This is a genomic window from Sorangium sp. So ce296, assembly GCF_051529605.1.
In the GTDB taxonomy this organism is placed as follows: Bacteria; Myxococcota_A; Polyangia; order Polyangiales; family Polyangiaceae; genus Sorangium; species Sorangium cellulosum_D.
In genome coordinates this window covers 8082620-8102695 of sequence record NZ_CP150325.1, presented here as the reverse complement: position 1 = coordinate 8102695, position 20076 = coordinate 8082620, and the positions used below count along the sequence as shown (strand labels likewise).

18 protein-coding genes are annotated in these 20076 nt (G+C 69.3%); 13 read left to right on the top strand and 5 right to left on the bottom strand.

What is annotated here, in order from left to right; genetic code table 11:
- The 3 genes from WME98_RS29975 (at position 1) to WME98_RS29965 (ending at position 1950) form a co-directional block, all read left to right on the top strand.
- Entirely contained in the window at positions 1-258 is a 258-nt protein-coding gene (locus tag WME98_RS29975) for a hypothetical protein (protein WP_437945150.1), read from the top strand.
- A complete protein-coding gene (locus tag WME98_RS29970) occupies positions 255-437 on the top strand; it encodes a hypothetical protein (RefSeq protein ID WP_437945149.1) in 183 nt (60 codons plus the stop codon). Before WME98_RS29975 ends, WME98_RS29970 begins: the two co-directional genes overlap by 4 nt.
- A gap of 421 nt (positions 438-858) precedes the next feature.
- Positions 859-1950 carry an alpha/beta hydrolase family esterase gene (locus tag WME98_RS29965; RefSeq protein ID WP_437945148.1) on the top strand — a complete coding sequence of 364 codons (1092 nt, stop codon included), beginning with the start codon at positions 859-861 and terminating at the stop codon, positions 1948-1950.
- A gap of 95 nt (positions 1951-2045) precedes the next feature.
- On the opposite strand, the gene WME98_RS29960 is transcribed toward WME98_RS29965, so the two are convergent.
- On the bottom strand, positions 2046-2183 hold the full coding sequence (locus WME98_RS29960) for a hypothetical protein (RefSeq protein WP_437945147.1): 138 nt from the start codon (positions 2181-2183) through the stop codon (positions 2046-2048).
- 327 nt (positions 2184-2510) lie between these two features.
- Between WME98_RS29960 and WME98_RS29955 the strand changes: the two genes are divergently transcribed.
- From WME98_RS29955 to WME98_RS29910, 10 genes are all read left to right on the top strand, one after another.
- Positions 2511-3521 carry an SGNH/GDSL hydrolase family protein gene (locus tag WME98_RS29955; RefSeq protein ID WP_437945146.1) on the top strand — a complete coding sequence of 337 codons (1011 nt, stop codon included), beginning with the start codon at positions 2511-2513 and terminating at the stop codon, positions 3519-3521.
- A 94-nt stretch (positions 3522-3615) separates the two neighbouring features.
- The gene (locus tag WME98_RS29950; RefSeq protein WP_437561478.1) at positions 3616-3774 is read left to right on the top strand and encodes a hypothetical protein; all 159 of its coding nucleotides are present in this window, start codon (positions 3616-3618) and stop codon (positions 3772-3774) included.
- 584 nt (positions 3775-4358) lie between these two features.
- Positions 4359-5456, top strand: coding sequence for a BPSS1187 family protein (locus WME98_RS29945; RefSeq protein ID WP_437945145.1), 1098 nt, complete (start codon positions 4359-4361; stop codon positions 5454-5456).
- A gap of 400 nt (positions 5457-5856) precedes the next feature.
- Complete coding sequence (locus WME98_RS29940) at positions 5857-6681, top strand: CAP domain-containing protein (protein WP_437945144.1); 825 nt, start codon at positions 5857-5859, stop codon at positions 6679-6681.
- Between the two features lie 342 nt (positions 6682-7023).
- Positions 7024-7236: a hypothetical protein gene (locus WME98_RS29935; RefSeq protein ID WP_437945143.1), complete on the top strand. Its 213-nt coding sequence runs from the start codon at positions 7024-7026 to the stop codon at positions 7234-7236.
- Positions 7237-7567: 331 nt separating this feature from the next.
- Positions 7568-9439 (top strand): glycoside hydrolase family 15 protein, encoded by a 1872-nt coding sequence (locus tag WME98_RS29930; protein ID WP_437954035.1) that lies wholly within the window; start codon positions 7568-7570, stop codon positions 9437-9439.
- 290 nt (positions 9440-9729) lie between these two features.
- A complete protein-coding gene (locus WME98_RS29925) occupies positions 9730-10869 on the top strand; it encodes a glucose 1-dehydrogenase (RefSeq protein WP_437945142.1) in 1140 nt (379 codons plus the stop codon).
- 33 nt (positions 10870-10902) lie between these two features.
- Positions 10903-12678 carry an IlvD/Edd family dehydratase gene (locus WME98_RS29920; protein ID WP_437945141.1) on the top strand — a complete coding sequence of 592 codons (1776 nt, stop codon included), beginning with the start codon at positions 10903-10905 and terminating at the stop codon, positions 12676-12678.
- Positions 12679-12704: 26 nt separating this feature from the next.
- The gene (locus WME98_RS29915) at positions 12705-13700 is read left to right on the top strand and encodes a C-terminal binding protein (protein WP_437336248.1); all 996 of its coding nucleotides are present in this window, start codon (positions 12705-12707) and stop codon (positions 13698-13700) included.
- A 175-nt stretch (positions 13701-13875) separates the two neighbouring features.
- Positions 13876-14886: an aldo/keto reductase gene (locus tag WME98_RS29910; RefSeq protein ID WP_437945140.1), complete on the top strand. Its 1011-nt coding sequence runs from the start codon at positions 13876-13878 to the stop codon at positions 14884-14886.
- A gap of 64 nt (positions 14887-14950) precedes the next feature.
- Here WME98_RS29910 and WME98_RS29905 read toward each other — a convergent pair whose 3' ends face one another.
- The 4 genes from WME98_RS29905 to WME98_RS29890 form a co-directional block, all read right to left on the bottom strand.
- Positions 14951-17005 (bottom strand): amylo-alpha-1,6-glucosidase, encoded by a 2055-nt coding sequence (locus WME98_RS29905; RefSeq protein WP_437945139.1) that lies wholly within the window; start codon positions 17003-17005, stop codon positions 14951-14953.
- A gap of 23 nt (positions 17006-17028) precedes the next feature.
- Positions 17029-17286 carry an SCP2 sterol-binding domain-containing protein gene (locus tag WME98_RS29900; protein WP_437945138.1) on the bottom strand — a complete coding sequence of 86 codons (258 nt, stop codon included), beginning with the start codon at positions 17284-17286 and terminating at the stop codon, positions 17029-17031.
- 179 nt (positions 17287-17465) lie between these two features.
- A complete protein-coding gene (locus WME98_RS29895) occupies positions 17466-18059 on the bottom strand; it encodes an HdeD family acid-resistance protein (protein WP_061629372.1) in 594 nt (197 codons plus the stop codon).
- Between the two features lie 389 nt (positions 18060-18448).
- Positions 18449-19864 carry an RICIN domain-containing protein gene (locus tag WME98_RS29890; protein WP_437945137.1) on the bottom strand — a complete coding sequence of 472 codons (1416 nt, stop codon included), beginning with the start codon at positions 19862-19864 and terminating at the stop codon, positions 18449-18451.
- Positions 19865-20076 lie beyond the last annotated feature (212 nt).

Below are 20076 nucleotides of genomic sequence, written 5' to 3'. Positions count from 1 at the left end.
TTGGGCCGAACGTCGAGCCCGCCGCTCGCGTCGACTCGCTGCCGGAGCCTTGCCGCTCGCCAGTGCCAGAAGACGACGCTCTACGAGATCGTGCGCGACAACGTGGAGACGCTGTACGGCGCCATCGACGACGGCGCCATCGCCGTCCGGATACCCAAGCACGCGAAGAAGGAGCTCGAAGCCCACCTCGACTGCGGGCTGCTCTGCCGCGGTTCGCGCGGCTCCGGTGCGAGCGCTGCGAAGAGAGTCGGCTGGTGACCTTCAGCTGTAAAGGACCCGGTTTCTGCCCGTCGTGTCTGGGCCGACGCATGTGTGCCACGGCGGCGAACCTGATCGAGGACGTCCTGCCCGAGGTGGCGTTCCGGCCGTGGGTGTTGACGTTTCCGTTTCCGTGGCGGCGCAGGCTCGCCAGGACGGGGCGTTGTTCGGGGTGCTGACCCGCCTCTTCGTCGAGAGCGTGGAGCGGTTCTACGAAGAGCGCGCCGCGCGCCGAGGCGCGTGCGGCGCGGTCAAGAGCGGCGCGGTGACCGTCGTGCAACGCACGTCCGGCGTTAGCGCGCTCGGCGCCGCCCGGACCACGCTCATTCGACCCAGGACCGAGCCATCACGACGCTCGCGGTCCCACCCTTTCGGTTTACTGCGTTACGCTTCTTCGCGCTGCGCTCCGGCTTCTTCTACCTACGCGCCCGGCCTCTTTTACCTACGCGCCGAACGATACGGTCGCGGCCGGTATGGTGACGCGCCAATTTTGAGCTGTTGCTTCACAACTGAACCGGCGCGCCTCAATCCATTGCTGGTCGGGAGGCCATGAGCTAGGGTCGAGTCCCAGTCGCGCCCTTCGCGCGCGCGGAGTTACCGATGACAAGCGCCCGTTGCTCCTCCCTGGTCCTCGCCCTGTTCTCATTCTCGGCTGTTGCTTGTTCGTCGAGCAGCACCCCTCCGTCGGAAGAAGCGGGGGTCGCAGGCGCGGGCGGCCAAGCGCAGGCGGGCGCCGGTGGTAACGCCGCGAGCGCGGGCAGCACCCCGGGCGGTGGCCAGCCCGGCTCCGCGGGCGCGGGCGGAGCGGCCGCAGGCGGCGCCGACGCCGCGTCGGGTGGCTCCGATCCCGGCGGTGCCAGCGGCGGCGCGGGCGGCAGCGGCGGCGGCGCAGGCGGCGCGACCGAGACGGACGCGGTCAAGAGCGCTGGCTGCGGCAAAGCGAAGACTCTGCAAAACGGCACGATCGACATCTCGTTCGGCGGCGCCTCTCGCAAGTACATCCTTCGCGTGCCGAGCGATTACGACAAGGACAAGCCGTATCGGCTCGTGTTCGCCTTCGCGGAGTCCGGCTCCTCCGCCATGTCGGTGGCGAACCGGAACTACTTCACGATGGCGACGCTCGACACTGGAGCTACCACCATCTTCGTCGCGCCGGACGCCGCGAACGGCGCCGGTTCCTGGAGCAAGTCGGACGTGGAGCTGACGGACGCGATCCTGGAGGAGCTCGAGGGAGATCTCTGCATCGACAAAACTCGGATCTTCGCCACCGGCTTCAGCTTCGGGGGAGCGATGTCGTTGGCTCTCGCCTGCACCCGCGCGGACGTGTTCCGAGGCGTCGCCTTCTTTTCGGGGGCAGATCTCACGGGCTCCTGCACGGCGACGTTGACCAAGCCGATCGCCTACTACGCGTCGCAAGCCAGCGGTGACAGCAGCGGCCCCCCCCAGCCGACCAGCGGTCGCGTCAAACAAGCCGAGTTCGCGAAGGTCAACGGCTGCATGGAGGAGCCGTCGGCGACCACCTTCCCGGCAGCTGGCCAGCCCCACACGTGTACCGAGTACAAGGGCTGCTCCGCAGGTCACCCCACCAAGTACTGCGTGTTCGACGGCCCGCACGGCTGGGAGCCGAAGGACCCCGGGCAATCGACGAGCTGGAACGCCCCCGAGGCGTGGAAATTCATCACGCAATTCTGATTTCGAGTCGAGGGCTGCGTCGGGCGCAACGACGATGGGGGGCGGTCGCCGGGCGACGCCGTCAAAGCTCGCAGTTGGCGGCGGAGTCGGCGGCCTCAACGAGGCACACGTCGCCGTCGGCGCCGTTGGTGAGTCGGGATGCTCCCGGAGTCGTAGGCATCGTCCACCCCGCTCTCCAAGAAGGTATCGCTGCCCGCGTCGCCGTTGAGCAAGTCGTCCCCCCCGTCGCCCACCAGCACGTCGTTCCCGGCGCCGCCCGAGACGCGCGCCGGTGCGCACCATGCCGCGGCGAGGGAGACGCTGCTGCGTTACGTGCTGCGACCCCCGATCGCAAAGGAGCGCGTCGAGCCGCAGCAGGACGGCCTGGTGCGGCTCTCGCTCAAGCGCGCCTTCGCTGTAATGCGTCCGTTGGGCGAGCGAAGCTGCAGTTCTCGATGCGGGGCACCGGATGGGCGACCGTCGTCGCGCCGTGAGATCGCCATAGGCTGCCCGATCGTCGATTCCGGCTGCCGTCGTTTCAGTTGACAACGCCGTAGCCTTCGGCATTACCATCCTCCGGCATGAAGCCGATCACATCTTGGCCGGTCATGGCCGGGCTCGTCGTCATCGCTCTCGGCTGCAGCGGCGGCAGCGCGGGCGCCGGCGGAGCGGGCGAAGCGGGCGGCGGCGCAGGCGGAACGAGCGACGGCGGCGGCACGGACAGCGCTGCCGCGGGCACCGGCGGAACGACCTCTGCGGCCGGCACCGGTGGATCGCTCGCGGGAACGGGCGGTGGCGGGGATGGCGGCGGCGCGGCGGCCGGCGGTAGCGGCGGCGCGGCGGCCGGCGGTAGCGGCGGCGACTCGGGCGCGCAGGGTGGCGCCGGCGGCAGCGCGGGCTCGACCTATCGGCCCTGCCCGACCGACGGTACGGCATGCAAGATCATGCCGTTCGGCGACTCTATCACCGACGGATACAACGGGGACACGCCGGGCGGCTATCGCGTCGAGCTGTTCCGTCTCGCGCACGCGGCGGGCAAGAACATCACGTTCGTCGGTTCGGGATCGAACGGACCGAACACCGTTGACGGCGTGGCGTTCCCGCACAACCACGAGGGCCACAGCGGCTGGACGATCGCCCCCGCCGGCGGAAGGAGCGGCATCTCGACGCTGGTGTCGACCGTCATGCCGCAATACAAGCCCGACATCGTGCTCTTGATGATTGGAACCAACGACGCAATCGACAACTACGACATGCCCAACGCCCCCAAACGTCTGGGCGCGTTGATTGACAGCATCTACGCGCAGCTCCCCGATGTTCTCATCGTGGTGGCCGCGCCCGTCCCGTCGCGCGGCGATGCGAGCAAGGGCGACGACACCGCGCTCAGCGCGCGCATCAAGACCTACGACGACGCCATTCCGGCGGTGGTGAAGGCCCGCGCGGACGCAGGCCGACACATCATCTCCGTCGACATGTACACGCCCTTCAATCCGAACAAGGCCACGTTGCTCGAAGATCAGTGGCACCCCAACCTCCAGGGCTACGTGCTGCTGGGCGAGCAGTGGTACGCGGCGTTGCAGCCTCTGCTCTGACGGCGCGGTCGCTCAAGGGAGGCGCGCGGAGCCTGACGCCCGGCGCGGCATGTGCAGGCTCGATGTCCTCGGGTGCCCAACTTGCAAGGGGCGGATGAAGCTCGTCGCCCTGGTGACCGAGCCAAGGAACATCGCCCGCTTTCTCTCCGCGCTCGGCGAGCCGACCGATGTTCCAGCACGCTCTCCAAACCGAGGGCGGCCGTACTGGAAGAGCACCGTTTTGCGCCGCAAGGCGCCCGGTGACGCCGCATAGCGTCTCGCGACGCGCCTCCTGGGCCAGACCAACGCCCGGACGAACACGTGTGCCCACGGCACGCCGATGCGCCCCCTAGCGCGCTCGGCGCCGCCCGGACCACGCTCTTTCGACCCAGGACCGAGCCCATCACGACGCTCGCGGTCCCACCCTTTCGGTTTGCCGCGCTACGCTTCTTCGCGCTGCGATCCGGCTTCTTTTACCTACGCGCAGGGCGGCACCAGCGGCGAGGGAGGCGCCGGGGGGCAGGGGCAGGGCGGTACCAGCGGCGAGGGAGGCGCCGCGCCTTCGAGGCCGCGGGATGCGCGATGGCGGGCGGCGTCTGCCTACCGGCGGGCAGCTGCGTGCCGGAAGGGGGCACGGTCGCGTCCGGAGGGACGGGCGGCTGCCGGTTCGACGATGGTCCCGCGGAGTGCTGGCTCGCAATTTCGAGCGTGCCCGCGCCGCCGGACCGGCAGCCGCCTTCTACCCGCGCGGGAAAATGACGGCCACGCGCGCCCGCACCGCGCTGCGCGACCGAGAGAATCGGGAGATCCGGCTCGTCCACCGCGTGGCGCCGGCGGTGATCTGGTAACGTTTCGAGCATGCGGCTCACGGCGTGGATCGGTTGCGCCTGGTGGGCGCTCGGGTGCGTGGCGTGCGGCGGCTCGTCGAGCGACGGCGCCCCCCCGGGCGCTGGCGGCGGAGCAGCCACGGGCACCGCGACTACCGGGACCGGCGGCGCCGCCGCGACCTCCGGCGTCGGTGACTCTGCGGGCGGCGCGAACGGCGCGGGCGGCGCGAACGGCGCGGGCGGCGCGAACGGCGCGGGCGGCGCGAACGGCGCGGGCGGCGCGCCGCGCGAGTTGCACGTGGACACGAACTCGCCCGAGCTCAGCGAGATCCGGTTCAAGCCCAGCGAGCTCGATCCAGAGGTCTCCGACCGCGACCTGGAGCAGGTGGCGCTCCTCGACACTCGGGTCGCGCGGTTCGCGGGCAAGCTCGTCGTCACGCTGTCGGGGAGCAGCCAGCCTCCCGGCCCGCTCGACCTCACCCGCTTCGTCGCCGCGCGCGGCTTTCACGCGTTCGCGGTCGCCTACAAGAACGACTACAACATCGTTCAAAATGATCCGGACACGTTCGGCGACGCGCGGCTTGAGGCGTTCGACGGTCAGGACCACACCGCGCTCATCGAGGTGGCAAGGGCCGACAGCATCGAAGCGCGGCTGGCGAGGGCGCTCGCGCACCTGAAAGAGGTCCACCCGCGAGGCGACTGGGGCTACTTCCTCGAAGACGACGGGAGCCCGCGCTGGTCGGTCATCATCTTCAGCGGCCACTCGCACGGCGCGAGCTCGGCCGCCCGCATCGGCAAGGTCGTCCGGCTCGACCGGGTGGTGTCGCTGGCCGGGCCGCGCGACACGAACCCGGTGAGCGCCATCTGGCTCTCGGAGCCGTCGGCGACGCCCGTGGATCGCATGTTCGGATTGACCGGCGAGCGCGATGAGCAGCACCCGGATCACCTCAAGGCGTTCGACCTCATCGGCCTGCCCGGCGAGCTCGTCGAGGTGGACGTCCCGGGCGCGGCGCCGCCGTACGGCGGGTCGCACCGGCTCGCGCTCAAGGACGGCGACCACGGAGCCGCCGGCAATTGCGCCGCGCACGTCGCCGTCTGCGAGACGATGTTCGGCTTGCCGCTGCCGTGATGTCGCACTCCCCGTCGAGTGAGGCTGCCGCGAGGACCCGTTAGCGCTCGCCGGCCCATGCACTCCGCTGCTCAGTCAAGAGCCGCGCGGCGCCGACGATCCCGACGCTACGCGCGCGTCAGCGCGACGACGAACTCCAAGAAGGCGCGAACCTTGGCCGACATGAGCTGTGCGGCAGGGCAAGATACGCCGTTCACCAGACTTTACCGTGAACCGCTCGTCGCAATCTGGACTCTGCGTGGCGTGGCCCCACGCGGCGTCGGTCGACATCAAGAGCTGTCCGTAACGAAGCGAGCGGTTGGAAGCGAATCTCGTCCAAACGCAGCGGAATTTTCGAACGCCTCGCGTCATCCTTCTTTTTACTTGATCGGTTAGTCGCAGCAGCTCCACAGTTGCAGGTATGCGTATCGCTTCCTTCAGCGTGCTCGCGTTCACATTCGCCTGCTCCAGCTCGCCAGACGAGCCCGGCGGCTCGGGAGGCGCAGGGGGCGCCGCCGCGGGCGCCCCGGGCACGAGCGGCACTGGCGGCGTCACCCAACCGAACGGAGGCGCGACGAGCGCCGGCGGCAATGCGACGAATGGCGGCGCAACGACAGGAGGAGCCGCGATGGGCGGAGCGTCGACGGGCGGCGAGCCAGCCGGCGGCTCCTCGGGAAGCGCGGGCACAGCGAGCGGCGGAGCGTCGGCAGGAGCTGGCGAAGCGATGGGCGGAGCCGGCGGGGCGAGCGGCGGAGCCGGCGGAGCGAGCGGCGGAACCGGCGGCGGCGAGCCCTGCGTCAAGAACCTCGCCTGCAAGCTGGACCCACCGCCGAGCACCGGCGACCTCGCGCAAGACTGCGTCGATCGCATCAACCAGTTCCTCACGCAGTGCGCTTGCCTGCCGGCGCTCAAGCGCCGCAAAGACGGCGAAGCCTGCGCCAACGAGATGGCGAAATACGACGCCGATCACAACATGGCTCACGCCGGCATCCGAGCAAAAATCTGTGAGCCCGGCGGCTCGCAAAACTCCTGCCCTGGCTACTCCTCCAACAAGCAAGTCATCGGTCTGTGCATGCAACAGATGTGGGACGAAGGCCCGCCACCCACCGCAGACTGCACCGGCGACTGCTACGAAATGTACGGCCACTTCATCAACATGACCGACGACTCCGTCACCCAAGTCGCCTGCGGCTTCTACACGACGAGCGCCGGCAAAGTCTGGGCCGTCCAAAACTTCACGCGCTGAGCGCGCGGGTGGGCCCCGCGCTCGAGATCGAGGGCGGCGTCCTGCCCCGCGACGGGTTGGTGCCGATCGGCGCCTTCTCCAGGGGCCTGTACTTCATGGCCTCCGACGGCGCGATCCTCGCCGACGAGGCGTGGTGGAGCGCTTCGTCTTCGCGGATTCGTGGCGCATCTTTCTGGAGCGGTTCGCCCTGGGGCTCGAGGCTCCGGACGTGATCCCGGGGTGGCCGGCCCGCCACTGCGCGAGCCTCTCCGAGGACGTGGGCAAGGCGCTGGCGCAGGCCATTGGCGTCCGCGCGCGCCCGAGCTCAGCGACCGGACGCAGTCGTTCTGGACCAGCGACGACTTGGTGATCTGGTCGACGCCCGCCTACCTCGAGTTCTGCGTGTCCCCCTGTATCCTCTACGCGGACGAACCTGCGGTGATCGAGCAGGCGCTCCTATGGATCCAGGCGAACCATCCTGAGCTGAGCATCGAGCGGAGCGAGGCTGCGCGCTGGCTGATCGAGCGCCGGCACCGGCGGCCCAGCCTGTTCCTGCCGCCGCAGACTGTGGAGTGAACGCGGCCCCTTTGACGACGCGGAGGCGGAGGGAGCCCCGTTGGGCCACATCGGAGCCGCCCTGGGCGGGGAGATGGGCGAAAACCATGGGAATCGCTGCCGTTTCCGGCGACTGCTCGGTATCGACCGGTGTTCCTGGCGGGATTTCTGATCCGCGGTCCTAGTACTACAGCCGCACGTCGGTGAGCACCGAACGAGCTGGGCTCCACCAGTGTGCGGAGGAGCCAAGCGTCACGATCGTCCGCCCGCTCCTCGAAATCCGCGGAGATTCCGCGACGTGCGGCCGTAGTACTAGGATTGCGGTCCAGGCATGGACCTGCATATTGCAGCGATGCCAGCTCCGCTCGAACACTACGGTCTCATCGGTGACACGACCACGGTCGGTCTGGTCTCACGTAACGGCTCGCTCGACTGGCTCTGCTTGCCACGCATCGACTCAGACGCGTGTTTCGCGAAGCTGCTCGGACGCGACGAACACGGCTACTGGACCATCCGGCCAGCCACGGCGATACGAAGCTTGGAGCGGCGCTATCGGCGGGACACGCTGGTCCTTGAGACCGAGTTCGTCTGTGAGAGCGGCCGCGCGCGCCTGATCGACTTCATGCCCCCAGGCGTGGCCGCGCACGAGGCTCCCCGGCTCGTCGACGGAGCCTATGGCATCGTCGAGCACGACGTCATCCGGATCGTCGAGGGAGTCGAGGGCGAAGTCCCGATGCACTCCGATCTGAGGGCGCGGTTCGGCTACGGCCGCGTGATCCCGTGGATCCAGTGTGACGGAGGCCGCGCGACGCTCACGTCTGGACCCGCCGCGATCGCGTTCAGCAGCCCAGCGCCGCTCGACCCCGACTGGAACGCCGCCCGGTTGGAGACGAGCTTCGTCGTCCGCGCGGGTCAGCGCCTGCCGTTCACCCTCACGTTCTACCCGTCGCATGAGCACGCGCCGGCCCACCCCGTCGACGCGGAGCAGGAGCTCGCGCGAACCGAGCGTCACTGGCGCGAGTGGGCGGGCCGTTGTCGCTACCAGGGCCGCTGGCGTGATGCCGTCGTGCGGTCGCTCCTCACGCTGAAGGCGCTCACCTACGCGCCTACGGGTGGGATCGTGGCGGCGCCGACCACGTTCTTGCCGGAGGACCTCGGCGGCGTTCGCAACTGGGACTATCGCTACTGCTGGTTGCGCGACTCCACGCTCACGCTCGACGCCCTGATGCGCGGCGGGTACCTCGAGGAAGCTCGGGCCTGGCGCGACTGGCTCATGCGCGCGGTCGCCGGTGCTCCTGCGCAGCTGCAGATCATGTACGGCGTCGCCGGGGAGCATCGGCTCACCGAGATCGAGCTGCCGTGGCTCCCGGGATACGAGGAATCGAGACCGGTGAGGATCGGCAACGGCGCATACGATCAGTTTCAACTCGACGTCTACGGTGAGGTGCTCAACACGCTCTACGATGCCCACGCACACGGCCTGCCGGATCTGCCGCACACGTGGGACCCTATCGTGGAGATCGTGGACTTCGTCGAGAAGTCCTGGCAGCGGCCGGACGAAGGCATCTGGGAGGTACGCGGGGGAAAGCAGCTGCACTTCACGCACTCGAAGCTGATGACCTGGGTGGCCGTGGATCGCGCCGTACGCATGATCGAGGAGTTCGGTGTAGGCGGACAGCATCGACTGGAGAAGCGGCTCCAGCGCTGGCGCGCGTTGCGCGAGCAGATCCGCGGCGACCTGCTCTCGCGCGGATTCAACACGCGCGTCGGCGCCTTCACGCAATCGTACGGCTCGGAAGCCCTCGACGCCAGCGTGCTCCTGATCCCGCACATGGGCTTCCTGGCCGCCGATGATCCCCGCATGCTGTCCACCGTCGCGGCGATCGAGAAGGGCCTCACCCGGGATGGCCTCGTCCTGCGCTACGCGACCGAAACGGGCGTGGACGGTCTGCCGGGGGACGAAGGGACCTTCCTCATCTGCAGCTTCTGGCTCGCCGACAACTACGCGATGGTCGGTCGCCTCGACGAGGCGGAGGCGCTCCTCGATCGCTTGGTCTCCTTCGGCAATGATGTCGGCCTGCTCGCCGAGGAGTACAGCCCCGAGCTGCGCCGCCAGCTCGGCAATTTTCCACAGGCGTTCTCTCACGTCGGGGTCGTCAACACCGCACACATCATCGACGCAAGGAGAGCCGGGAAGGAAGTGTCCTTGCCATCCGCGGCGTAGGCCTTGCTGACGGTAACTGACGATAGCCGACGATAGCCGACGGTCGCTGGCGGCAGTGGGTAAGCGGCCGGTCGAGTCCCGTCAAATCCGGTCAGACGCGATCGAGCGAGAAGCTCACCGCCGCCGCGCTCGTCGGGGAGCGACCGCCTTCTCCGAAGCGGTGGGTCACCGGCGGGTGGTCGCCTCGGGCTTGCCGCCCCCGAACGAACGCCCCATGGGACCCGTCGCCGACGTGCGCTGCCTGGCACGCACGACGACGAGCGGGCACGGCTCGCAGGAAGGGGGGACGCGTGAAGTCGGTCGCTGCCTTGATGGCCGAGAGGGTGGTGTGTCTCGTGGAAGAGGAAGACCAGCCGGACGCTCGGCGGCTTCCGTACGGGCACGCGCTGCTCCGCACCCTCGCAGTCGGAGTGTGCGGAACCGACCGGGAGATTGCCGCGTTCACCTACGGGTCCGCCCCGGCAGGGACGGACCGGCTCGTGCTGGGACACGAGGCTCTCGCCGAGGTCGTGCAGACGGGTGACGGCGTGGTTCGCCTTCGTCCCGGAGATCTCGTGGTGCCGACCGTGCGTCGGGCCTGTACCAGAATCGAGTGCCCGGCCTGCCGCGTCGGGCACCAGGACTTCTGCGCGACGGGCGAGTTCATCGAGCGCGGCATCTGCGGAGCGGACGGCTTCATGACCGAGCTCTTCGTCGAGGATGAGCGTTACCTCGTCCCCGTCCCTCCGGCGGTCGGCGAGCTCGGCGTCCTCGTCGAGCCGCTGAGCGTCGTGGCCAAGGCGTTCGCCCAGCTCGACGCCACCCTGACGCGCCTGCCATGGGAGGACGGCGGGGCGCGGGGCCTGGTCCTCGGCGCCGGACCGATCGGCGTGCTCACGGCGATGGGGCTGGTCGCGAACGGAGCGCGGGCGGTCGTGTATTCAAGGGAGCCGAAGGACGGCGATCGGGCGCGCTTGGTGCGCAGCATCGGCGCCGACTACGTATCGAGCGAGGCCACCGACGTGCCGGGGCTGGTGAGGCGCCTCGGGCGGTTCGACGTGATCATCGAAGCGGTCGGCGTGCCGGAGTTCGCGTTCAAGACCCTCCCCGCGCTGGCGGCGAACGGCGCGTTCATCCTCACCGGCATCCCTGCGCCGCGGCCCGCGATCGACTTCGACGCATCCGGTCTGATGCGCGATTTCGTCCTCCAGAACCAGCTGATGTTCGGGACCGTGAACGCCGGACGCAAGTCGTACGAGGCAGCCGTCCGGATGCTCGAGCAGTTCCTGCTCCTGTTCCCCGACGCCGCGCGCCGGGTGATCGCGCGGCGGATCGCGCTCGACGAGGCGCCGGCCTCGCTGCGAGCAGCGGGGGGCGGAGCGAAGACGGTGATCCACATCGCAGCGGCCGGAACGGCGATGCGCGACGAAGGGCTTCGGGCTGCTGGGTAGGCCGTAGCGCCCCCCGGTCCAGAAAGGTGAACGATGAACCAGAAGCGAAGGCTGCGGAGCCAAGCGTGGTGGGACGACGCGACAAATCCGGATATGACGGCGCTGTACCTCGAGCGCTACCTGAACTTCGGGCTGACCCGCGGAGAGCTCCAATCCGGCCGCCCCGTCATCGGGATCGCCCAGACGGGGAGCGACCTCGTGCCATGCAACCGCCATCATCTGAGCCTCGCCGTCCGAGTCAAGGAGGGCGTGCGCGACGCCGGCGGGATCCCGCTGGAATTCCCGGCGCACCCTCTCCAGGAGACAGGCAAGAGGCCCACCGCTGGCCTCGACCGGAACCTCGCGTACATCGGGTTGGTGGAGGTGCTCTTCGGATACGCGATCGACGGCGTCGTCCTCATGACGGGCTGCGACAAGACCACGCCGTCCTGCCTGATGGCGGCGGCGACGGTCGACCTGCCGGCGATCGTGCTCTCGGGCGGGCCGATGTTGAACGGATATTACCGGGGAAGGCTCGCCGGCTCGGGGCTCGTGATCTGGGAGGCTCGCCGGCTCCTGGCGGCCGGCAGCATCGACTACGCGGAGTTCATGGACATGGTCGCCGCGGCGGCGCCCAGCGCGGGACACTGCAACACCATGGGAACGGCCTTGTCGATGAACGTCCTCGCCGAGGCCGTCGGGATGTCGCTGCCCGGATGCGCGGCGATCCCGGCGCCCTATCGGGAGCGGGCGCAGATGGCATACGCGACCGGGCGCCGGATCGTGGAGATGGTGCACGAGGACCTGACGCCGAGCGCGATCATGACCAAGGCGGCGTTCGAGAACGCGATCGCCGTCGCTTCGGCGATCGGCGCGTCGACCAACTGCCCCATCCACATGAACGCCATCGCGCGCCACGTCGGGGTCGACTTGACCAACGACGATTGGCAGAGGGTCGGGCAGGACGTCCACTTGCTCGTCGACTGCCAGCCCGCCGGGCGATTCCTGGGAGAGGATTTCTATCGCGCGGGGGGCGCGCCCGCCGTCATGAACGAGCTGCTCCGCGCGGGCCGTCTCCACGGGGATGCGCTCACGGTGTCCGGACGAACCGTGGGTGAGAACGTGGCGAGCGCCGTCGCCGCCAACCGCGACGTGATCCGACCGTACGAAGATCCGCTGCGCCGCGCCGCCGGCCTGCTCGTCATGAGCGGGAACCTCTTCGACTCGGCCGTCATGAAGAGCTGCGTCATAGGAGAGAGCTTCCGCAACCGCTACCTCTCGGACCCCGCGCATCCCGACGTCTTCGTGGCGCGGGCCGTCGTCTTCGAGGGGCCGGAGGATTACCACGCTCGCATCAACGATCCGTCGCTCGGCATCGACGAGAGCTGCATCCTCGTCATGCGCAACACGGGGCCCGTCGGTTATCCGGGCTCCGCGGAGGTCGTGAACATGCAGCCGCCCGACGCGCTGGTTCGGGAGGGGACGACGCTGCCGACGCTCGGCGATGGCCGCCAGAGCGGCACCTCGGACTGCCCCTCGATCCTGAACGCGTCGCCCGAGTCCGCGGTGGGCGGCGGCCTCGCGCTGATCCGGACGGGGGATCGCATCCAGGTCGATCTGCGCCGGCGTCGCGTGGACGTGTTGCTCTCCGACGAGGAGATCGAGCAGCGCCGCAAGTCCCTGAAGCTGCCGGAGCTCGAGAGCCAGACGCCATGGCAGGAGATCTACCGGAACGCGGTCGGTCCCCTGTCCACCGGCGCCTGCTTCGAGCCGGCCGTTCGGTACCAGCACCTCGTTCAGCTTCACGGGCTGCCTCGTCACTCACACTGAACGGCACGGGAACGGAGGTAAGGACCATGAGCGTGGAACGGACGGGGCAGGTCGTCGTGCTGGACTACGATTTCGGCGACGTCGACATCGAGCGCTCTCTCGTGGAGCCGGCCGGCTTCGAGGTGGTCGCCGCACAGTGCAAGACCGAAGAGGACGTCGTGGCCGTCGCGCGCGACGCCGTCGGCGTGCTCACGCAGTACGCCGAGGTCAAGGGGCGAGCCATCTCGGGGCTCCGGCGCTGCCAGGTCATCGCTCGGTACGGCACCGGGGTCGACACCGTCGACGTCGCGGCAGCGACCCGCCGTGGGATCCGCGTGACGAACGCGCCGAACGACTGGTGCGCCGACGAGGTCGCTGACCACGCCGTGGCGCTCTTGCTCACGCTCGCCCGCAAGCTGCCCGCGTACGATCGTGCCACGCGCGGTGGATCCTGGTCCTGGCAGGATGGCCGGCCGATCCACCGGATGCGGGGCGCGACCCTGGGGCTCCTGTCGTTCGGCGCGATCGCCCGGAACATCGCCGCGCGGATGGCGAGCTTCGGTGTGCGCGTCACAGCGCACGACCCCTTCCTCGACACGGACGAGATCCGCGCCGCCGGCGCTGCCCCGGTGTCCTTCGACGAGCTCCTGGAGCGCTCCGACTACCTCGTCATCCAGGCGCCGCTGACCCGCGGGACCCGTGGTCTCATCGGAGAACGCGAGCTCCGGCGCATGAAGCGGACGGCGATCCTCGTCAACACCGCCCGTGGTCCGATCATCGACGACGGCGCTCTGTACCGGGCGCTCGCGGAGGGATGGATCGCGGGGGCCGGGCTCGACGATATCGCCGAGGAGCCGGCGAAGCGCCGGGACTGGAGTCCGACGAGCCCGCTCTTCTCGCTCGAGAACGTCGTCATCTCGCCCCACGCAGCTTACTACTCGGAAGAGTCGATCGAGTTCGTCCGACGATTTGCGGCGAGCGAGGTCGTTCGGGTCCTGTCCGGACAGGAGCCGATGTCGCCCGTGAACCTCATGGCCGCTTGAGCCCGCCGTCTCGCCGGCGCCGGCGGGTGTGGCGGATGCATTGAAGGAAATGGAAGGAGATGGAACGAGATGGGAGGAGATGGGAGGAGGTGAAACGAGATGGGAGAGGATTGGAGGGCTCCCGCGCGGGTCGTCTTGCGTCGGCGGCGAGCGGAAGAAACGAAGGAGGTGCACCATGGAGCGAGCGAACATTCGTGAGGTCCCGATTCCAGCGAGCCGGGTCGGCCTGGGGACCTGGGCCATGGGCGGGGTTCAATGGGGGGGTGCCGACGACGACGCGTCGGTCCGCACGATTCACGCGGCGCTCGACCTCGGGATCAACCTGATCGACACCGCGCCGGCCTACGGGTTCGGGCACTCCGAGGAGGTCGTCGGACGGGCCATCGCCGAGCGGGGCCAGCGCGAGCGGGTGGTCCTCGCGACCAAAGTGGGCCTCGAGCGGCGGGGCGATGCGCTCTTCCGGAACGGGACGCGCAAGCAGATCCTGGAGGAGGTCGAGCTCTCGCTCATGCGTCTGCGCACCGACTACATCGACCTGTATCAGGTACACTGGCCGGACCCGCAAACGCCCTACGAAGAGACGGCCCAGGCCCTCCTCGATCTCCAGCGTGAAGGCAAGATCCGCGCGATCGGCGTCTCCAATTACTCGATCGACGCGATGCAACGGTTCCGCTCCGTCGCGCCGATCGCCTCGGCGCAGCCGCCGCTGAACCTCTTCGAGAGGCAGGCGGAAGGGGACATCCTGCCTTGGTGCCGCGACAACGGGATCGCCACGCTCACGTACGGCGCGCTCTGCCGCGGGCTCCTGAGCGGCGCGATCGACGAAGAGACCGCGTTCCAGGGGGACGACCTCAGGAGGACCGATCCGAAGTTCCAACCTCCACGCTTCGCGCAGTACCTCGACGCGGTGAGGGACCTCGATCGATTCGCGCGCGACCGCTACGCTCGGGGCGTGCTCGCGCTCGCGGTGCGCTGGGTGCTCGACCACCCGGGTGTCTCGGTGGCTCTCTGGGGAGCTCGACGGCCGGAGGAGCTCGCGCCGATCAACGATGTGGTGGGATGGAGCCTCGACGACGAAGCCCGCGCCCACATCGACGCCGTGCTCACCCGAGCCGTGCGCGACCCGGTGGGTCCAGAGTTCATGGCGCCGCCGGAGCGCCCCGCCGAGGCGCGCAGCGCAGCCTGACGCTACCCGCACGGATCCTGCGAATCCATGGCGACGGCTACGGGCCAGCCGTCGCCATGGCGATTCACGCCGCCCGGAGGCCCGACTCCGGGCGCGCTCGACCGAAGGCGTCGCTCCTGCCCCAGCGCCCGGGGATGTCGAGCAGTCGGATCTCCCCGAGCTCGGCGGGGACCGCCGGATCGACGAACAGGCGATTGCCCATCGGCTCCAGCCCGAGCACGGCGCGCAGAAAGAGCAAGGGAGCCCCGGCGGCCCAGGCCTGGGGGCTGCACGCGGTCGGATACTCGACCGGGAACTTGGTGAGCTCTCGTGGGTACCCGGCAAACGCCTCCGGCAAGCGGTAGTGGAAGAAGGGCGCCGCGGCCAGGTTGCCCGTCGCGATACGCCCGGCCTCCACGCTGAAGCCGTAACGCCGGAGCCCGAGCGCGATCAGAGAGTTGTCGTGCGGCCAGACCGTGCCCACGTGATATCCGATGGGATTGTACCCGCCCTCGTCGTCGGCCAGGGTACGCACGCCCCAGCCGCTGAACAGATGAGGTCCGAGGAGGTGCTCCACCACTCGTTCGGCCTTCGATGTTTCGACGATACCGCTCCAGAGCAGGTGGCCGATGTTCGAGGTCAAGGAGTCGACCGGGCGCTTCCGGCCATCCAGCGCGAGCGCGAAGAACCCGCGATCGTCGAGCCAGAAGTCCTGATTGAATCGACGTTTCAGCTCAGCCGCGTCTCGCTCCAGGCGCGCCGCCAGATCGGCGTCCCGCCAGAGCTCGCGCGCGAGCCGGGCGCAGCGCACCTTCGCGTCGTAGACGTAGCCCTGGATCTCACAACACGCGAGAGGCCGCGGCGCGAGCGATCCGTCATGAAAGACGATGGCGTCCCACGAGTCTTTCCAGCACTGGTTCTCCAGGCCGGTCTCGGGGTTGCGCGTGTCGTATTCGACATACCCGTCGCCGTCGCGGTCGCCCCACTGGTCGATCCATCGAAGCGCGGCGCGCGCGGTGTGCTCCATCGACAGGACGAGCTCCGCGTCGCCGGTCCAGCGCTCGTACTCGTCCAGCAGGATCAAGAAGAGCGGCGTCGAGTCGGCAGCGCCGAAGTAGGGAGAGTGCGGCCGCTCTTCGAAGGCGGTCAGCTCGCCCCAGCGGACCTCGTGGAGGATCTTCCCCGGCTCCTCGTCGCGGAAGTCGTCCCGGCGGCTGCCCTGGCGGCGCGCGAGATAGCGGAGCGTGGAGCGCGAGAGCTCGGGGACGAACGGCAACGCTTGCAGGCTCGTGATGATGCTGTCGCGGCCGAAGGCCGCCATGAACCACGGTAGACCAGCGGCCGGAATGGCGGCGTCCGGCATCAGCTTGGAGAAGAAGCGCAGCGCGGCGAGGTCGATGAGGCTCCGTTCGTACGTCCGGGCGAGCGTCTCGTTCGAGGTGACGAGCCGTGGGGCGTGGTCCATCCAGCTCTCGAGGCTGATGCCGATGTTCGGGCGCGCGTGGCGCTCGCCATGGGCGTACTTCACCCGGGTGTGCCGCTCCTCGAGGCCGTCGATCGCCGCCACGACGTCGAGGCACGTGCTCCAGCGGCCGTGCGGCGCGATGCTCGCCCGAAAGGTCAAGCCGTTCGGATCGATCTGCGCGGGCTGCGAGGCGGAGATCCACGTCTCGCGCACGAAGCGCTCGCGTCGATAGCCGAGGACGAGCCGATTGTCTTCGATGCGGTGATAGCGCTCGCCCTTCTTCGGGAGCATGTCCTTGACCTCGAACAGGTCGGCGAAATCGGCGGCGGCCTGGATGCGGACCTCGAGGTCGACGGGATCCTTGCCGTGGTTCATGAGCAGGAGGTCCTCGTGGAAGCCATCGCCCGCAAACCGGCTCCGGACGATCGAGAGGGTCGATTGGACGTACATCGCCGCAGGCCTCGGGACGAGGAAGAACTGGGCCTGGAAGTACTGCACGTCGTCGGTGGACAGCGCGGCGGGGACGACGCCGTCGATCGTCAGGATCCATTCGGAGAGAAAGCGCGTATCGAGGTGAAAGAGGCCGAGCGGCCGGCTGACGGAGTGTTCGATGTTGCCGCGCAGATCGCTGACGACGAACGTGCCGCCGTCCAGAATGCTCACTTGCCGTTCCATGGGTCCCCTCCGACGACGGTGGCTCAGCGCGTCGTTCCTGGAGTCTGTTGGTCCCCCGGGGAGAAGACGCTCTGAAACATCTGGGCGACGCCCAGGTCTCCTCGCACGCCGACGCGGCCCTGCATGATCGCCGTGATCAGGTTCTGCTCACCGCGAAAGATCCGCAGGAAATCGTCGAGCGAGCAGGAGAGCTGGCAGTCCTCGCTCGCGCCCTCGGGCGCGATTCCGAAGGACCCGTCGGCGATCTCCACGACGACGCGCTCGTCGTCGCTGAGCTGCACGGCGCACGCCTTCCGTATTCCTCGCAGACGGGCGTCGTAGCGTCCTGCCGCGAGTTCGTTGATGAGCTTCCTTGCTTGCGACATGGCCAAAGAGTGTGTCCGGGTTGCCGACCTAGCCTTCGCGCTTCCCACCCCAAGCAACGGGTGTGCCCTTCTGCACGGCGCGGAGGCCGCCTCCTTCACGCTCGCGTGTGGAGCACGCGAGCGCCGCCCAGCGCGATCAGGATCATCGACGTGCCGCCGGTCAGGAGGCTGATTCCGACGAGCAAGCCGAGCACCCTCGCGGCGGTGGTGACGCCGCCCGTGACGATCAGCACCCCGAGCCCGAGCGCCAGGATGCCGTCGAACACGAGCCACCCCGAGCCCCGCAGCCCGCGGTGCTGATAGGCGCGGACGAGCTTGAGCGCGCCCTCGGCGGCGAAGTACGCCGAGGCGAGCACCATCAGCGCGAGCTTGCCGGTCATCGGGAAGGCCACGAGGAGAAGGCCGAACGCCACCTGCACCAGGGCGCTCACGAGCTCCCAGCCGGCCCCGGCCCAGCCGCGGCTCTGGATGGCGTGACAGCCCTCGGCCACGCCGGCGACCACGATCAACCAGCCGAGCGCGATGGCGGCGACCCGAGAGGCGACGAAGGGCAGGAGGAACGCGAGCACCCCGAGCACCATCGAGGTCACGCCGATCGCGAGGAACCAGCCGCGGTTCTCCCGCACGGTGTGAAGGTCGACCGGCGCAAAGCGTAGCGGCTTCGTGGACTCTTCGAGCGGACCAACCATGGGCACCCCTCTGGTTCGTGGAGCACGCGTATCCCGTCGGTCCCCCGCCCCACGCGGACGAGGTGGCCGGGACCGCGTCCTCTTTGAGCATCGTCGTCGAGCCTCGTCTTCGAGCATCGTCCGTGCCAGCGCGCCGGCGGGAACATTGTGCCTGGCGCTCGCGGGAGACGTCACGGCCGAGGGCGGCCAGGAGCGCACCGCCTCATCAGCAGGCGATTGCCCGCGCGGCCCTGACGCGCGGAGCGGCCGCCCTTCGAGCCCCGCTTCGCGCGATTTTCACGCTTGCGCGTCGACGTGAGCGACCGGCGATCCCGCGCCGGGCCTTCCGGCGTCGCGCTGGCCTTCCGCGCCCTCCGCATCGACGCGCCGAACGCGCTCCGTGCCGCGGATCACGGGCAGAAGGTGACCTCGAAGCTCGTCTCCGACGAGCAGGCGTGGAGCCCGGCGGCGTCGTCGTAAGCATAGCTGTACGCGGTGGGGCACATCTGGTGCATCCGGATCACGTAGTCCGTGTGCTCCACGCTCCGCGGATCCGCGGTGTTCCGGCACGCGTCCGACGTCATGCACCCTCGCTCGGCGGTGCACTGGCCCGTGGCCGGATCGATGGGCGTCGGGCAGCAGAGGTGGAGCCCGGGATCGGCGCTCTCCGGCTGACCCAGGCCCCAGGGCGCCGGGTAATTCCACTTCTTGCACGGGGCCATGCAGCCGACCACGACGCCGTTTCTGTCGCGCACCCGGAGGTCCTGGTGCGCGTATCCGGGAAACTGGCCGTTGCCGAGATCCTCGTCGCCGGGGCAGAGCGAGAGCGACAGCCCGGAGCAGTCCGAGGTGATGCAGCTGCCCTGCTCGGCGCCGGCGCCCTTGGGGACGACCTTGAAGGGCAGCGTGTAGCCGTCCACCTGGCTGAGGTTGTACCAGGTCTGGTCCGCGCTGCCCCTGGGCGCGAAGGTGGCCTCGAACTTCGACTCGATCGGCGGCTGACAGCCGCCCGCCGGACAAGGGGCGACGCTGTCGCCCGTGGTGCAGTTGCGGCCGCCGTCGTCACAGCCGGTCTTCGGCCAGAAGCGCGTCGCGCTGATGCCGCCGTCGGGCACGTCGTAGGTGTACGCGGCGCCCCGGGTGAGCTTGACGTTCTGCGGGCCCTGCACGTTGGTCGAGTGGGCGACCCAGATCGGCGCCGAGCAGTTGTTGACGATCGTGAGGGTGCGGGCGCCGGAGCCGGTGGAGGAGCCGCCGCTCACCTTGTCGAGCGTCCAGCGCTGGTTGGTGGTGCCGCCGTAGGGATACTGGAGGATATCCGTCCCGTCGGCGGCGTTGCCCCACGCGAGGTCGACGACCTGATCGGTGTGGCGCGCGTGGATGCTGAACTGGTTGCCCCCGCGATTCACGAGCTTCCACTGCTGGTTGGCGCCGCCGACATAGGTCCACTGGTGGATGACCGCGTTCGGCGCGGTGCTCACGTCGCGCACGTCGAGGGCCTTGTTGCTGCCCACGTTGACGATCTTCCAGTAGCCGTCGGTCGTCGGGGAGATGTGGAATTTCTGCGCGTTCGTCCCGTTGCAGGTCCACTGCTGCATCCGCGTGCCGTCGGCGGTGCTGGCCCCGGGCACGTCGAGGCACTTGTTCGTGGCGACCGAGCGGATGACGTAGTCCCCCTCGGTGACGCTGGACACGAGCAGCGCGTCCGCGTCCTCGGCGCTGGCCTCGGTCCGCGCCGCCTCGTCGTCGGCGACGAGACACCCGCCCAGCAGCACGATCCACCCCAGCGCCAGCGACAGACCCCCCACCGCGATCTTGCGAGCCATGATGCCCTCCTCGTGGTTGCGATGCGCCCTGGATGCCGGCGCGACCGCTGGTCGAGGCGCCAGTGCACGCGACGTTCCACGCCGGCGGCGCGGGCGCGCGCGGCCAGGCCGCGGGCGCGCACGGCCAGGCCGCCGAGGCTCCACCGGGCGTCGCCGAGATCCGGCGGGCCCGGGGGCGATCCGCGGGATCGCCCCTCGCCAGCGCGAGGCGA